The organism is Ruegeria sp. D1(2025), assembly GCF_056536425.1.
This window is the reverse complement of the sequence record NZ_JBQFPO010000002.1, coordinates 226,005-240,108: the sequence shown is the minus strand read 5'-3', so window position 1 is coordinate 240,108 and position 14,104 is coordinate 226,005. Positions and strand designations below refer to the sequence as shown.

Sequence of the window (14,104 nt, the reverse complement as noted above, 5' to 3'; positions counted from 1 at the left end):
TTTTCGACGCTTCATCAAACCCATACCAAGCGACGATGTTTGAAAAAATGTACATATCACGTTTTTTGAGTGTAAGGTTTGGAAAACGAATAATGGAGGGACGGTATGGAAAAGACACAAGACGCAAGAATTGTGGATCTGGCAATTCGCTTGCTTTTTCTTGGGTTATTCCTTTACAGCGCATTGGTCATGATCGCGCCGCTGGCAAGCGTGGTGATCTGGGCGACGATACTCTGCGTCGCGCTTTATCCGGTTTTTGATTGGCTTCAGTCCAAGTTGGGCGGACGCAAGTCGCTGGCCGCAACCATTCTGGTTTTGCTGGGTCTGGTTCTGACATTGGGGCCCGTCGCAACTGCAGTATCGGGCGCAGCAGAGCTTGGAGGCGAGTTTGCGGAACAGGCGGACAGCGGTGAATTGAAAGTCCCGCCGGCGCCTGAAGGTCTCAAGGAGCTGCCCCTGGTCGGGAACAAGATCGCCGAAGTCTGGGGGATGTTCGAAAGGAACCTGGACGGCGCGCTGGCGAAATATGGCACACAAATCCTGGAAGTGACCAAATCCCTCTTTGGTAAGGTTCTGGGTATCGGGATCGGGCTTTTGGGACTGGCCCTTTCGGTTTTGATCATGGGAGCCCTGTTCAGCCCCGGCCCGAACCTGGTTCAGGGTCTGCAACGATTTGCCAACCGTGTGTTTGCGCCACGCGGGGGTGAGTTCGTAACTTTGGCGGGCGCAACAATCCGAAATGTCACAAAGGGCGTCATCGGAGTGGCGGCGATTCAAGCTGTCGTCGTGTGGTTGCTGTTGGTTCTGTTTGGCATTGGTTCCGCGGCGACGCTGGCGTTTATCTGCCTGATCCTGTCCATCATTCAGATCGGGCCCGGTCTGGTGCTATTGCCTGTGGTTATCTACGCATGGAGCTCGATGTCCGGTGGTGCGGCTTTGGTGTTCACCATATTGGCCATCCCTGTCGCCATCATGGACAGCTTCCTACGTCCGGTATTCATCTCAAAAGGTCTTGAGACACCAATGCTGGTGATCCTGATTGGGGTTCTCGGTGGCATGATGGCCTACGGCTTGATCGGCATTTTCATGGGACCGGTTCTGTTCGCCGTCTTCTACGAGCTGTTCAAGGTCTGGATCGACGCCTCACCCGAAACGGAAGACGCTGCTGAAGGAGCGGCAAAATGAGAAAAACAATATGGACGACACTTGCCGTCATTCTTGTTTTTCTTGTGTGGTATCTGGTTGCCGACCGGAAAACTCCGTTTACGGGAAATGCCAGAGTCAAGGCCGTGGCAACGCAGATCGTGCCGCAGGTCACTGGCACGGTGACCGAAGTTCTGGTCGAAAACGGTCAGGTCGTCTCAGCTGGTGACGTGCTGGTTCGGATTGACGCCAGACCATATGAAATCGATCGCGCAAAGGCAGAAGCGGATCTGGAAGCTGCAACACAGGAAGTGGGCGCTTCCTCGGCCGAGGTAAGTGCGGCGCAGGCCAAACTGGCTAGGGCGCAAAGTGACCTCGACACGATGCGCATACAGACAGAGCGGGTTTTTGCGCTTGAAAAGAAAGGACTGATCGCGGTTTCAAAAGCGGATGACGCGCGAGGGCAACTGGCAGAGTCAGAGGCGAATTTCGAGAACGCCAAAGCGGATCTGGAGAAAGCCAAGCAGAGGCTCGGCAGCGAGGGAGTGGAAAACCCCAAGATTCAGCGCGCACTGGCGGCACTGGCAGATGCAGAGCTTAATCTTGAATGGACCGAGCTGCGCGCGCCGGCAACAGGTGTGATCTCCAACTTACTGATCGCGCCCGGAACATATGCGCGCTCCGGGCAGGACCTGCTGACCTTTCTGGATGCGACCGACGTCTGGATCGAAGCGTATTTTACCGAAAACAACCTTGGCAGAGCGTCTGTAGGCTCGCCCGTCGACGTGGTGCTGGACATGCATCCCGGCAAGATTGTCCCGGGTGTAATCGAAAGCTTCAGCGCAGCTGTTTCCCTGAGCGGTGGAGATGAGCCCGGCCAATTGGCAAGCCCGCCAAGCACCAAGGGTTTTCTGCGCGAGCCGGAACGGTTCCCGGTTCGGATCGTGTTGCCCGGGTATGAGGCTGGAAGCGCCGAGGACGACCTGCGTTTTCAACTCAACGGGCAGGCGGACGTGATCATGTATCTCAGCGAAAACTCGCTACTGAACGTGGTTGGCCGCACCTACATTCGTTTGGTTTCGATCCTGTCTTATGCGTACTGAGGACAGAAACTCGGTCATCCGGCTTGCATTGGGGGTAACAGGCGTCTTCTCGTTGGGCCTGTTCCTGGGTTGGCCCCTTGCGGTTGTTGGTGCCGTGTTCACGGCCTTGTTTCTTCAAGCGCCGGCCGCGTTGCCTTTGGCGGCGTTTGCAAAGCTGTTTGTCTTCTCGATCGGGTTGATGTTTCTTTCGTTTCTGCTGTCATCGGTATTCGCACCATATCCCGTCGTATTTCTGATTCTGGTTGCGATCGGAATAATCCTGTCGTTCATATGGTCGGTGTCAGGCGCAGGAGTATTGCCCGGGGTCATTGCCCTAATGGGGGCATTGATGATCCCGAACCTTGTGCTGCAATCGCAGGATTTGGCCTTGGTGCTGGTGTTCTGGATCCCACTGAACCTTCTGTTTGCGGGGTTCGTATCCACACTGATGTTTGTTCTGATCCCCGCTGAACCCCCAACGCCTGCTGAAAAAAAAGCAGCGTCATCGCCTGAATTTGACCCGCATCGTCGGATCGTCAGGATGTCGCTTGTCACGGTTCCGTTTGCTTTGGCGTTTTTCGTGTCCGGCGCGTCGGCGTTGTTGGTGTTGTTCTTTGTGGCGCTTCTCAGTCAGCAATTGGCTGCGATGCCCGCGGCGGGGAAGACCGTTGCCAAGGCTATGCTGACAGCAAACCTGCTTGGAGCGGCGGTGTCGATCATCTGCTATGAAATCAACGTGATCGCCCCGGTCATTCTGACGCCTATACTGCTCTGTCTGTTCTTTTGTCTGACGCTTGGGGCGCTCGGCAAAACTCAGGTTCCACTGGCTGCCGCTGCCGGGTCTGCAATAACAACAGCATTGATTGTGTATGGCGGGTCAATTGCACCGTTTTCCGACGAGGCCGACGTCAAAAGCATCACGCGTGTTCTGCAAGTCGCCAGCGCTGCGTTTTTTGTGATCATAGCCTACGTCGTGGTGGATGAGTTCTGGCCGGAAAAGCAACGCCAGACCAGTCAAAACAACGCGGCCTGACGGGAACAGGCGTCACGGCCAATAACAGGCCAGCGCATGGTCACATATGTGGTCTGCCCAAAACTCTGGATGTCGGTATTGCCCGCAAAACAGCGAGATAGCAATTCAGCGGATACCGAAACTCGGCCTATGTCGAACGCACCCCAATCCGCTTAACCGACACTGTTTTCTTACCTCCGCACCGCGCTAAACGCGGTACAGGGCAAGCCAAATCAAAAAACCGATATAGGCGAAAACTGTTACATTCAGCACCGTATCGACGATTGATCCCGTCATTTCGTGACCTCCTTCATCAGCGACTTGAGAAGGCAAATAACAAGGACAGGCACAATAAAGACAAACGCGATGGCTGACAGTGCGATAATGGATCGAACGAGCGCCACGTCGTTCACAAAAATCATCGCCAGCCCCAGGCCGCCCAGTACCACGCCCCAGATGGTACGCACACCAGGGGAAGGGTTTTCATCTCCGCCCGTTCCAATCATTGCAAGCGTGAATCCGGCGCTGACAACACTGGTGACCACAAACAGGAACGCGGCCGCGATTGTTGCGATCTGTGTCACGTATTGCAGAGGAAACTCTTGCAACAAAGCAAATGTCGTCGCATCGAGGCTTTCGGCGTTCACCTCCAGAAGATGGCCGCTTCCATCCAGAACGTCAAAGATACCAATCCCGCCGAAAACGCCAAACCAGAAGATCGAGAACAAAGTCGGCGCGATGATGACGCCGGTCAGAAACTCGCGGATCGTGCGGCCGCGCGAAATTCTTGCAATGAAAATCCCGACGAACGGGGACCATGCAAGCCACCAGATCATGTAGTTCAGCGTCCAGTCCTGAAACCATGTGGAAACGGTTTCGTCGAAAAACTCGGTTGTCGAAAACCCGGCGGGTATGACGTGGAAAACGTACCGGCCAAAACCGGAAACGATGGAATTCATCGCGAAGGACGTGGGACCAACAAGCAGCAAATAAACCAGCAGGGCGATTGCAATACTCATGGCCAGATTGGACAGCCTGGACATCCCCTCACCCAGATCGCGCCGAAGTGGGATAAGAAATGCAATGCACATGACGACAAAGATAATCGCGGTCAGCGAATACGAGCTTGGTATTCCCAGGACCCCTGCCAATCCCGTTTGAATCTGGAACACCCCCATCGCCAATGAGCCTGCCAGCCCGACGGCGATGGCAACAACCGACAAGAAATCGAAAACCCACGCCAACGCCCGGGTCCAGGCTTTGTCCCCGTAAACGTCCAGCAACGGTGCACTCAATAGCAAGGAGCGCTCTCGCCGAAATGCAAAATACGCAATAATCAGCCCGACGACGCCATAGATCGCCCAGGCATGAAAGCCCCAGTTCAAATAGGTGACAAATATGGCCAGGCTGGCCGCTTCCGGGTCGGCGCTGAAGTTGCGAATAACCGAAAAGTGCGTGAGAGGCTCTGACGCGCCAAAGAACAGCAGTCCAACGCCCATACCCGCCGCAAACAGCATTGCTATCCAGGCGACAGTGGAAAACTCGGGCTCCGATCCTTCGGGACCAATTCGTATCGAACCGAACCTGGACAGCGCGAGATAGATCGACAGCAACAAAAGTGCACTGGCTTCCAGCATAATGAACCAGCCCCGGCTTTCGAATTGAATCGAAACAACTGTGGAAGAAACGGATCCCAAGCCCTGTGGATCGACAATGCCCCAAATGGCAATGCCGCTGCTGACCAGAAGTGCCGATACCAATAGCGCGTTAACTTTCATCGCTCGCCAATCTGAAGAAGTGCGTCTGCCTTGGCACCGTAATCACAAAATACCGTCACACAAAGTCGCAAACGTGGATTGCCACGAGAAGCCGATGCTTATCCTGCCCTCGCAGTGGCCGTTTTCGTCCGCCCCCTGCCGCATCGTGGCTGATCACGGCTTGGTCCGCACAGAAAACGATCAAAGAACCGATGGACAGACGTGTCGAACCCGTATTGTGCAAACAATACTTTTCAAAAAATCACTATAAGTGAATATAATGCCCTAATATAGCATTGAACGGCGTGAACGGGGGAAGTCGGCGGTGTTTGATATATTGGCGCATACTGTCAATGAGACAGGCCAAGGTGATCTGATTGTTCAAAACACCACGATGCCTGCGATAATCAGCGGCTCGACCATTTCTTTCGACGGTGGGCAGACGTTCCAAGCCTACACGTATCTCGGTCAGGGCAACTATCGCGGCACCGGTGAGTCCGGCGAATTCATCAGAGTTGGCGGACAGGTCTATGCCTATAACACCACGAATCCCACCGGCCCGATGCAGACGGGCAACTGGAAAATTACGGAAGGGGACCTCGATCCCAGCAATCCTCCCTGCTTTGTTGGCGGCACGTTGATCCAGACACCACAAGGCGAAGTCCTGGTTGAACACCTGCAAGCGGGAGAATTGGTTACAACGGCATCAGGCGGACACATGCCAATTCTTTGGATCGGCGGCCGACAGGTCATGCCCTCCATGCTGCTTCGCAATCCGTCATTGCAACCTTTGAGAATAGACACAGGCGTCCTTGGGAACGACCGGCCCCTGGTGATTTCCCAGCAACACAGATTGCTGGTATCTGGCTACAAAGCGGAACTTCTTTTTGGTGAGCGAGAGGTCCTGATGCCCGCCAAGGCGCTTATTGGATTTCCGGGCGTCAGTTTCGATTACTCCCGTTCGACGTTCACCTACTACCATCTGTTGCTGGAAACACACGAGGTGGTCTTCGCAAATGGAGTTCCATCGGAAAGTCTGTTTCTTGGTGACCAGCTTGGGCGCACTGAAACCGATGAAATCAAACTCCTGTTTCCGGATTTGTTCTGCGAGTTAAGAACTGTCAGAGCAGCAAAGCCCATGGTTTCTCGTCGCGAAGCAATGGTGATGTTTGCCTGATCCATTTTGCGCTAGCAGGAAAGACTGGCTTTGCTCTACCCTTGGACCTGCTGACTTCGTATTGTTGGCGAAGCAGTTTTCGCTGCGACTGAATGAAGGACTACGATGAGCTCAAATCAGGCCCAGCTTCCAAAGATGGATGCAACGCGCGTGATAACCTGCCCACACACCGCAGCCAACATATTCAGAAGCCACTTACGCGTTCGATAAGCCAATACATCGACACTGAGCCGATGCCATAAGCGGTAACAGTTGTCGCCGTTTGACCAATCGGAACCGCTATGAATCGCCCCGCCGCTATGAGAAGAGCCAAAGCGCCAATGAAACTGAGCTGGCCTGCCTCGACGCCGACATTGAAGGCAAGCAACGCGGCCGGAATATCGCTTGAGGGCAGTCCGATCTCGGCCAATGCTCCCGCAAAGCCAAGGCCGTGCAAAAGCCCAAATCCGAAACATACGATCCAGGGTTTCTGTTTTGACAGCCGGAACCGACCTTCGCCGCCCTTCACAATCTCCATGGCGAGGAAAACGATGGAAAGCGCGATTACAGCCTCGACCGGTGGACCGGGAACATTCAGGACACCGAAAGTTGCAAGCGCCAGAGTTATGGAGTGCGCAAGTGTAAAAGCCGTTACAGCGCCAACCAGCCTCCATGGGTCACGAACCAGAATGAACAGCGCGAAGACAAACAGCAGGTGATCCCAACCTTCCAGTATGTGTTCAAACCCCAACAGGAAATATGCGGAAAAGACTGACCACGTCGTCTGTTCGGTAGGTATTTTCTGGATGGCGGCATCAGGAGTGAAACGAAGGGTCGTCGGCTCGGCTTGCAGAGGGTGCAATCGCACTAAGACGTCGTTCTTTTGAGTCTCTAGCCCCTCTATCGCAATGGGTTGGCCAGCTATACCTGCCCCGCACTCGACAACCCATGAAGATACCCAGGCTCTGCCGTCTGAAACCGGGTCCGGGCCCCGCGCCGGGGCGCAGCCATCCGGTAGGACCGCATCAATCGCCATCGGTCGACCGTTCACATCCGGCTTTCGCCAATGAACGCTCCACGTGTCTGAAGCGATTTGGCGAATTTCCAGATAACCCGGATCAAGCGCATGTGCAGTAGCCTTACCTGCCGACAAGGCAAGCAGCAGAGCAAAAACAAGACAGACAACCGCTCTCATTTGGCCGGGCCTGCAAGATAGGGAGCTACGATTTCATAGTTTCGGGCAAGAGCCTCATATTGCGCCTGCGCCAGATCTTCGCTCGCAGCGCGACGCCAATCCCGCAGTACCACACCGTGGATTTCTGCCAACGGCGGCAGTTGGCTGGGTTCGATGGCGACAACCTTGACCAGATGCACCCCATATCCCGACCGGATCGGTCCGGTCCATTCACCCACATCCAGCGTTGTCAGACCTTCGGAGAACCCATTTCCAAACACCGAGTCGATGACTTTTGTCGCGGTCATGGGCATTGAAGCGGGCAGCAATGTCGAACCTCCAAGGCCATCAGGCTCCCGCTCGGCCCGCAGCGCGGTCAGAGCCTGCTCGATTTCTGCTTCGCTTGGCTTTTCACCCAAAAAAAATTGAGTGAAGGCCACTTTGGCAGATGTTGCGTAGCGTTCAGAGTTCTCCTGCAGAAAAGCCTCTAGTTCTTCGTCATCCGGAACAACTGATGTGGCGATCGCTTCAGACAGAAAATCCATCTTTTGGCTCAGCCGGGACCTGATGACGGTATCGCCGCGATCAAGGCCAAGCTTTCTCGCTTCTCTGACCAGCACCTCTTCGCGAATGGATGCATCGACCAAGGCTTGCAACTCAGCGTCGCTTGGTCTGCGTTTCCACCTTGCTTCAAACTGAGCTGACAGCAGCGCAACATCGTTTTCGTCGATTGCTATCGTATCAATGTCTTCAACAGCCTCGGCTTCCGGCGCAACCAAATGGAACCAAACGAAAATCGCCGCTCCAATCAAGAAGAAATGGAACAGAGGTTCTTTCAACAATCGCATGAAGGCTCCTGCAAGAAAAACACGATCCGGTTCTATGTATCGATGCTGGCATCACCCGGTTGGGTTTTGCAAGAAACGAACACCCTGTGTGTTTCAGAAAGTTGATGACAGCACCGGGGCAGAGGTACCTGCCCCGGCTTCCAATTCCGTCCCCAAATTGGATCACTCTTCCGGCGTGTACCAGATCGGAGAGGAATACGCGCGCTCCTGATGCGTCAGAACCGCGTCTTCCGGCAATTCGGCACCGAACCTCAGCTTGTCGTACAGCACCCAGCGTGGTGTAGGGATTTCGATGGCGCGCACGTAGTAAAAGGCCCGTGCATTCGGATCGAAATCAGGATCAGACCAAACCGTAACCAGTTCGGCGGTTCCGATTGTGTTGGTCCAGCTTGCGGTGTCTACATCCACGGTGTTTCCAACCGCGGGAACCTTGCCGTTTTCATCAGCAACACGATCACCCGACCACGCCACATCGTAGACCTTTTCCTGCAAGGCTCCGTCGGAATCGAGCCATCCCTTTACCACTTGCACGCGGTCCAGATTGGCACCAACCGGGTCGCGCAGCGCAGCGATCAGGAATGCGGGCGCACCATCTCCTTCGCGGGGGCGCAGGTCCGAACCCATAGGGACCCCTTTGGTATAACCGACATCTGCAAGGAAACGGGTTTCTACGTCCGCGTCATTGAAATCCCATCCGCCAAAGAACCGCAGTCCTATCCGGGGACCGGTTGTTGCATAAGTCTCGCGCCGCTTGAACGCGTCAAAGATCGCAGCGCGTGTGTTTTCGGTCGCCCAAACGGCCGTGTAGCCGGAAGCGACCAGAAGGTCGCCGGGAATTTCACCCAGATCATTGGCAATGAAAGGATGTTTGATCCGCGTGGCCGAAGGTTCAACACTGACAGATTTTCCAAAGAAGTTGTCTTCTTCGGCAGTGGCCAGAGACGTATGGCTGTCCGTCGCGCCGCCCATACCGAACTTATAGGGGTTAACGCCGAACTTTTCTTCCAGCAACAGACCGCGCTTCAGTGCTTCTCGGGCGTATTCACCGGCCAGCATGTCATCGGTCTTCAGCTCGGTGATATCCAGATTGCCTACATCCCAGTTTTCGTAGTCTGCAAATTCGTCATCCGGGCTCAGGAACGGATGCGCTTCGCCGTCACCCTTGATCTGCGTGACTTCGTAATGGGGCTCCCATTTCGCACGGGCCGCCACGTATTCCTCATCGACCTTGCCGCCGTGATATGTATCTTCGGTCGGGAACATCCACCCGTTTGACAGGTTGCCGTTATGGGCAAAGGCAACTGCGCGCCCCCCGGTTTTTTCCTGATATTCTTCAAGCCACGCATATAGCGCCTTCGGATCCGTATCGCCGTAAGGCGGCTGCGTCACCGGGGGCACCATCTGAAGCGCTCTGATCGGCCCGTCGCGCAGCATGACGTTTCGATGCAAGTTGAAACCCTTCGGTACCGAGGTCCACTCGAACCCGATGAAAGCGGTAAAGTCGCCGGGGTCGTTATGTCGCTCGGCCGCCAGAACAATATTCTCCCAGGTGAACGCGAAAGCGTCGGCACCCGGGCTGTAGGACTCGAGAAGAACTTCCGGCAACGTCATTTGCGAGAAGTTGGTAATAATGTCGAACGCCGTTTTCCCGGCCTCTTCACCGCCGGCTTTGTAGCCCTCGTACCATTCCAGACCTTTTGGATCGGCAAGAACACCGGGCTTGCCTGCTTGCAGATCCGGGGCAAATCCCATCAGGTCCGTGTGATCCGTCAGAACCATCCAATCCAACGGCCGGGCCAGCCGGACAGGTTGACCGGTGGACGAAATGACCTGCTCACCCTTTGCGAAACGCCATGCGTCGTCCGGCAGCAGGGTGTTCCCGAAGGCGCCCGCATCCAAGGAAAGCCCCGTGTGAAGGTGCGTGTCCCCCCAAAGCGGGCGTTCGGGAAAAGTCCGGTTGGCATATGGAGAAAACGGTCGGTCCGAGAACAAGTCTTCGGCCGCTTCTTTGCTTGGCACGGCGTCAGAAAGTGCAATTGTCGGCGCAAACACCAATGAGAAAAAACACGCGGATATCCGAAACATAGTGACCTCCCAAATCAACTATTCCAACAGAATGGAGGAACTTTTCGCAGCCCCTTAATATTCGATTTTGTTTATATCACAGCGTGTCGATTTCCGTGAGGAATTTTCCGGACCACGGTTTTCGTGGTGCTTGAAAGGGAATCGATCCGTTTCCAATTCGAAGTTTCCACCTGCGAACGTTTTACGGTTTTCGCCCATGCTCGTGACTAGGAACCAGTGCTTGCGGAACTCAGGCGCGCAACCGCTTGTTCTCTGGGTCATAGACGTGGTGGTTGTGACGAACGGCAGATCGAAGTGCACCAAAGGCTTGAACGTGGCAGCTTTGGCCAATGTCCAGAGTTCCCGTTTCCACATAACCCAGCGCGATAAGACGACCGCTTCGGAACCCCATCGACACGGATGTGAGGTAACCGATTACTCGGTCGCCCAGGATAATGGGATCAGACGGCAACGGATCTGGGCCAGGATCCGTAATTTCAAGTCCGATGAATTGCCAGGCTGGCACCTCGCGCTTTTGCTGTATGACAGCCTCGCGCCCTGTGAACGGCCCCTTGTTCAGGTTGGCAAAACTCGCCAGCCCCGCGTCAAAGAGTGTGTATTCCGCGCCAAAATCAGCAGCCCAGCCGTGATATCCCTTTTCAACCCGCATTGCGTTCAGCGCGTAGGAGCCGAAATTTCGAATACCGTGGTTTTGCCCGGCCTCCCAAATGGCCTGATAAAGCGTTGTCAGATGCTCGGAAGGGACATGAAGCTCCCAACCCAATTCACCCACGTAACTCACCCTGAGGGCGGTGACTGGTACGTCGGCGATCGTCGTCTCGGTAACGCTCATCCAGGGCCGGGTCAGGTCGCCGTCTGTCAAAGGCTCAAGAAGCGCGCGGGATTTCGGCCCCATGACCAGAAGTGCGCCATCCCGTTCGTACTGCCGGGTGAGCGTGGCATCGGCGTCGCCTATCTGTCCCGCGATCCAGTCGTAGTCACGGTCCAAGGCAAGTGTCGGACCGCAAATTAGAAAGCGGTCATCGGCTAGCCGGGCGATCGTTGCCTCAGACCAGATCTTTCCGTTTGGTGTCAGCATGTAAGACAGGCGCACCCGTCCAACGTCCGGCAGGGAACTACAGAAGACCCTGTTCAAAACCGCGGCCGCATCCGGACCTTCGAGCGTGAATTTGGTAAAGCCGCCATGATCCATGATACCGACCGCATCCCGAACGGCCTCGCATTCCTTGCGGACCGGCTCATTCCATGCTTCTTCGCCAAAGCTTAGATCATGAGCCTCTGAACCAGGTGCCGGATTAAACCAGAAGGCACGTTCCCAACCGCCGATCTGCCCCATGACCGCGCCCTGTGAAACCAGATGGTCGTAAAGCGGAGACTGCCTGACGGGTCGCCCTGAGGTCAGAATGCGGTGGGGGTAAGGGATCGCATATTGCAGATCGTAATGCTCCGACGCCCGGCGCGCCGCATAATCCCCGCATGCCCAGTCGCCAAAGCGTCGCGGATCCCAAGCGCTCAGATCCCATTCGGTTTCGCCTGCGGTCAACCATTCGGCCATTGCCTTGCCAATCGCGGCTGAATGCGTGATTCCGATCTGAATACCTGTCGCGTGGAAGAAATTTCGTACGCCACTTGCCGGGCCGACAAGCGGCAGAGCATCCGGCGCATAAGGAATGGGGCCATTCACGAAACGTTGTGCCCCGGCTTGTTCCAGCAGCGGGACATGGCTGCATGCAGCCTCGAACACCGCCATCATCCCGTCGACATCGTCGGCAAAAAGCTGATGGTCAAAATCCCCGGGAACACCATCCATCCAGACCGGTCGACCTTCATGCGCGTAAGACCCCAGCAGGAACGCGTTCCGTTCCCGGCGCAGGTAGAACCTTAGATCCGGGTCCCGGATCAGCGGGAAAAGATCACTGTCCGCGTCCAGCTCAGGCAAGGCGCTCGTAACCATGTATTGGTGTTCCAGGGTCACGACAGGCAGGTTCATTCCGGCAAGCGCGGCGATCTGCGCGCCGCTAGACCCCGCCGCATTGATTACGGTTTCCGCAATCAGGCTGCCAGCCGATGTTTCGACCTCCCAGTCTCCGCTGCTGCGCTGTCTGAGGCCGTTGACTTTGGTATAGCGGCGCACCTCGGCTCCCATGTCCCGCGCGTGTTTGGCCAAGGCCTGCGTCAACTGGCTGGGATCGATATCACCTTCATAGGGGTCCAGAATGCCGCCCAGAACGTCATTCCCCGCCTTCCAGTAAGGGTGCATCTTCTCAATGTCCGACGGTTCCAGCATCGAAAGCTCGAACCCCGCGGATCGCGACACGCCACACAAATGCTGAAACAGCTGCATCCGCTCTGGCGTGTGTGCGGGCCAGATTGCCTTGGTGTGGCGGTAAGTAATCGGTGCATCCGGGTGGGTTGCAAGTTCCTTGTAAAGACGCCAGGCGTAGTTGCCCGCGCGCATCCCCAGCCACGAGTTGGCGTAAGTGGGAATGTTGCCTGCCGCATGCCAGGTCGAGCCAGCCGTCAGCTCATTTTTCTCGAGCAGCAGCGCATCGGCAATGCCCGCCTTGGCAAGATGGTAAAGGATAGCCGTCCCTACGGCGCCGCCACCGATGACGGCGACCTGCACGTGGTCCTGCATTCAGTGTTTCTCCAGCAATGTGCCGTAGCCCGGTATCGCATCCTTGATGCCGATGGCGCGAAGCGCTTGCCAATACACGGCCGCATTGCATGCAACGATTGGTTTTTTATAGCGCGCTTCCAATTCGGCGATCAGTGAGACCACGGGCAACGCGGTACCGACCTGAAGGATGACATCGCAGTCCGATGCAGCCACCTGAGAGAAGACGGCGCGAATATCGTCAAGCGGTGTTTCGCAAATCTCGGGGAGTGTCGGCGCCGCCGTTCCTTTGATCGCGGCAACCTCAAATCCGGCGGCCTCGGTATTGGCTTTTACAACCGCATCCACCTCTGCGCTGAACGGGGTGACAACTCCGACCCGCACCGCCCCAAGTGCGCGAAGCGCCGCGTAGTTGGCCTGCGAAGCGCCCAGCAAACGCACGCCCACCTGGTCAGAGACTTCCGAGCACCGGGCCGCCAGCTTGTCCGGCCCGCCCGCCCCTGCATCCGTTGTCAGCCCCACGGCAATTACCCCGGGGTTACAATCCATCAGCTTGGCCGCTTCGTCAGGCAGATCATCCGACACAGTGTCCCCACCAAGGCGAAAGCGCTGAATCTGGTTGGTCACACCGTTCGGTCGCAAAAGCTCCAGCTCCGGCTGCACGACGGTATTCATCGCCGGGGTCATCACACCGACAATGGCGCGGGGCGCGAGCGTGTCAGTCATGCTGGTTCTCCCTGAGATATCGGTTCAAACCTTCCATGCCACCAATGTAGATTGCGTCACCCACGATACTGTCCATCTCGTTTGCGACATCAGGCGCACAGTTAAATCGGCTTTCCCAAATGCCCAGGGTCTGATCGGTATGTGATATCGGGACAAATCGATGAGTCGACACGTATCCTTGGACGGGAAGCGGACTGTCGAGAATGTCGTAGGTATAGAAGTGGTCGATGTCGGAATGCGCAAGCAGGGTCTCGCGAAACACCGTCCCGTCGCGAATTTGCAGGCTGCGAATTGACCCGGTCGCGGTCGGCGCTCCATTTTCCAATGTGGCCTTATCTACTCCGGGGTTCCAGGCTGCTAACCCGTCAAAGTTTCGGACGGCCCGCCAGACCCGGTCGATATTTGCATCTATGATCATACTGCGAAAAACGTGCATCTTTTCCCTTTCAGTGACCCAAGCGAGTGGTAAATCGCGTGAATTTCCCTTGTGTCGTTCAACGGGGA

Annotated in this window: 11 protein-coding genes; 4 read left to right on the top strand and 7 right to left on the bottom strand. The window is 55.9% G+C overall.

Annotated elements, in window-relative coordinates:
• Nucleotides 1-105: 105 nt before the first annotated feature.
• Genes ACR1XU_RS06865 through ACR1XU_RS06855 form a run of 3 tightly spaced genes read left to right on the top strand, consistent with a single transcriptional unit; the run spans nt 106 to nt 3,258 of the window.
• Nucleotides 106-1,185 (top strand): AI-2E family transporter, encoded by a 1,080-nt coding sequence (locus ACR1XU_RS06865; protein ID WP_170612210.1) that lies wholly within the window; start codon nt 106-108, stop codon nt 1,183-1,185.
• On the top strand, nt 1,182-2,246 hold the full coding sequence (locus tag ACR1XU_RS06860) for an HlyD family secretion protein (RefSeq protein WP_170612212.1): 1,065 nt from the start codon (nt 1,182-1,184) through the stop codon (nt 2,244-2,246). The genes ACR1XU_RS06865 and ACR1XU_RS06860 overlap by 4 nt, the downstream gene beginning before the upstream one ends.
• Entirely contained in the window at nt 2,236-3,258 is a 1,023-nt protein-coding gene (locus tag ACR1XU_RS06855) for a DUF2955 domain-containing protein (RefSeq protein ID WP_480903864.1), read from the top strand. The genes ACR1XU_RS06860 and ACR1XU_RS06855 overlap by 11 nt, the downstream gene beginning before the upstream one ends.
• 272 nt (nt 3,259-3,530) lie before the next feature.
• On the opposite strand, the gene ACR1XU_RS06850 is transcribed toward ACR1XU_RS06855, so the two are convergent.
• Nucleotides 3,531-5,015 carry a BCCT family transporter gene (locus tag ACR1XU_RS06850; RefSeq protein WP_480903867.1) on the bottom strand — a complete coding sequence of 495 codons (1,485 nt, stop codon included), beginning with the start codon at nt 5,013-5,015 and terminating at the stop codon, nt 3,531-3,533.
• Between the two features lie 304 nt (nt 5,016-5,319).
• Here ACR1XU_RS06850 and ACR1XU_RS06845 point away from each other — a divergent pair, with 304 nt between their 5' ends.
• Entirely contained in the window at nt 5,320-6,171 is an 852-nt protein-coding gene (locus ACR1XU_RS06845; RefSeq protein WP_321250723.1) for a Hint domain-containing protein, read from the top strand.
• Nucleotides 6,172-6,355: 184 nt separating this feature from the next.
• On the opposite strand, the gene ACR1XU_RS06840 is transcribed toward ACR1XU_RS06845, so the two are convergent.
• The 6 genes from ACR1XU_RS06840 to ACR1XU_RS06815 all read right to left on the bottom strand — a co-directional run bounded on the left by ACR1XU_RS06840 (nt 6,356) and on the right by ACR1XU_RS06815 (nt 14,036).
• Nucleotides 6,356-7,345, bottom strand: a complete 990-nt coding sequence (locus ACR1XU_RS06840) for a HupE/UreJ family protein (RefSeq protein ID WP_321250721.1) — start codon at nt 7,343-7,345, stop codon at nt 6,356-6,358.
• On the bottom strand, nt 7,342-8,172 hold the full coding sequence (locus ACR1XU_RS06835) for a peptidylprolyl isomerase (protein ID WP_321250719.1): 831 nt from the start codon (nt 8,170-8,172) through the stop codon (nt 7,342-7,344). Before ACR1XU_RS06835 ends, ACR1XU_RS06840 begins: the two co-directional genes overlap by 4 nt.
• Before the next feature lie 162 nt (nt 8,173-8,334).
• A complete protein-coding gene (locus tag ACR1XU_RS06830; RefSeq protein ID WP_480526103.1) occupies nt 8,335-10,257 on the bottom strand; it encodes a DUF3604 domain-containing protein in 1,923 nt (640 codons plus the stop codon).
• Nucleotides 10,258-10,486: 229 nt separating this feature from the next.
• The gene (locus tag ACR1XU_RS06825) at nt 10,487-12,895 is read right to left on the bottom strand and encodes a GcvT family protein (protein WP_480903872.1); all 2,409 of its coding nucleotides are present in this window, start codon (nt 12,893-12,895) and stop codon (nt 10,487-10,489) included.
• The gene (locus ACR1XU_RS06820; protein ID WP_480903875.1) at nt 12,896-13,600 is read right to left on the bottom strand and encodes a maleate cis-trans isomerase family protein; all 705 of its coding nucleotides are present in this window, start codon (nt 13,598-13,600) and stop codon (nt 12,896-12,898) included.
• On the bottom strand, nt 13,593-14,036 hold the full coding sequence (locus ACR1XU_RS06815; RefSeq protein ID WP_480903878.1) for an SRPBCC family protein: 444 nt from the start codon (nt 14,034-14,036) through the stop codon (nt 13,593-13,595). The genes ACR1XU_RS06820 and ACR1XU_RS06815 overlap by 8 nt, the downstream gene beginning before the upstream one ends.
• Between the last annotated feature and the right edge of the window lie 68 nt (nt 14,037-14,104).

What these genes read in the sequence shown, in the direction of transcription:
- ACR1XU_RS06865 (WP_170612210.1), top strand. Translation starts at nt 106, where the DNA reads ATGGAAAAGACACAAGACGCAAGAATTGTGGATCTGGCAATTCGCTTG.
- ACR1XU_RS06860 (WP_170612212.1), top strand. Translation starts at nt 1,182, where the DNA reads ATGAGAAAAACAATATGGACGACACTTGCCGTCATTCTTGTTTTTCTT.
- ACR1XU_RS06855 (WP_480903864.1), top strand. Translation starts at nt 2,236, where the DNA reads ATGCGTACTGAGGACAGAAACTCGGTCATCCGGCTTGCATTGGGGGTA.
- ACR1XU_RS06850 (WP_480903867.1), bottom strand. Translation starts at nt 5,015, where the DNA reads ATGAAAGTTAACGCGCTATTGGTATCGGCACTTCTGGTCAGCAGCGGC.
- ACR1XU_RS06840 (WP_321250721.1), bottom strand. Translation starts at nt 7,345, where the DNA reads ATGAGAGCGGTTGTCTGTCTTGTTTTTGCTCTGCTGCTTGCCTTGTCG.
- ACR1XU_RS06835 (WP_321250719.1), bottom strand. Translation starts at nt 8,172, where the DNA reads ATGCGATTGTTGAAAGAACCTCTGTTCCATTTCTTCTTGATTGGAGCG.
- ACR1XU_RS06830 (WP_480526103.1), bottom strand. Translation starts at nt 10,257, where the DNA reads ATGTTTCGGATATCCGCGTGTTTTTTCTCATTGGTGTTTGCGCCGACA.
- ACR1XU_RS06825 (WP_480903872.1), bottom strand. Translation starts at nt 12,895, where the DNA reads ATGCAGGACCACGTGCAGGTCGCCGTCATCGGTGGCGGCGCCGTAGGG.
- ACR1XU_RS06820 (WP_480903875.1), bottom strand. Translation starts at nt 13,600, where the DNA reads ATGACTGACACGCTCGCGCCCCGCGCCATTGTCGGTGTGATGACCCCG.
- ACR1XU_RS06815 (WP_480903878.1), bottom strand. Translation starts at nt 14,036, where the DNA reads ATGCACGTTTTTCGCAGTATGATCATAGATGCAAATATCGACCGGGTC.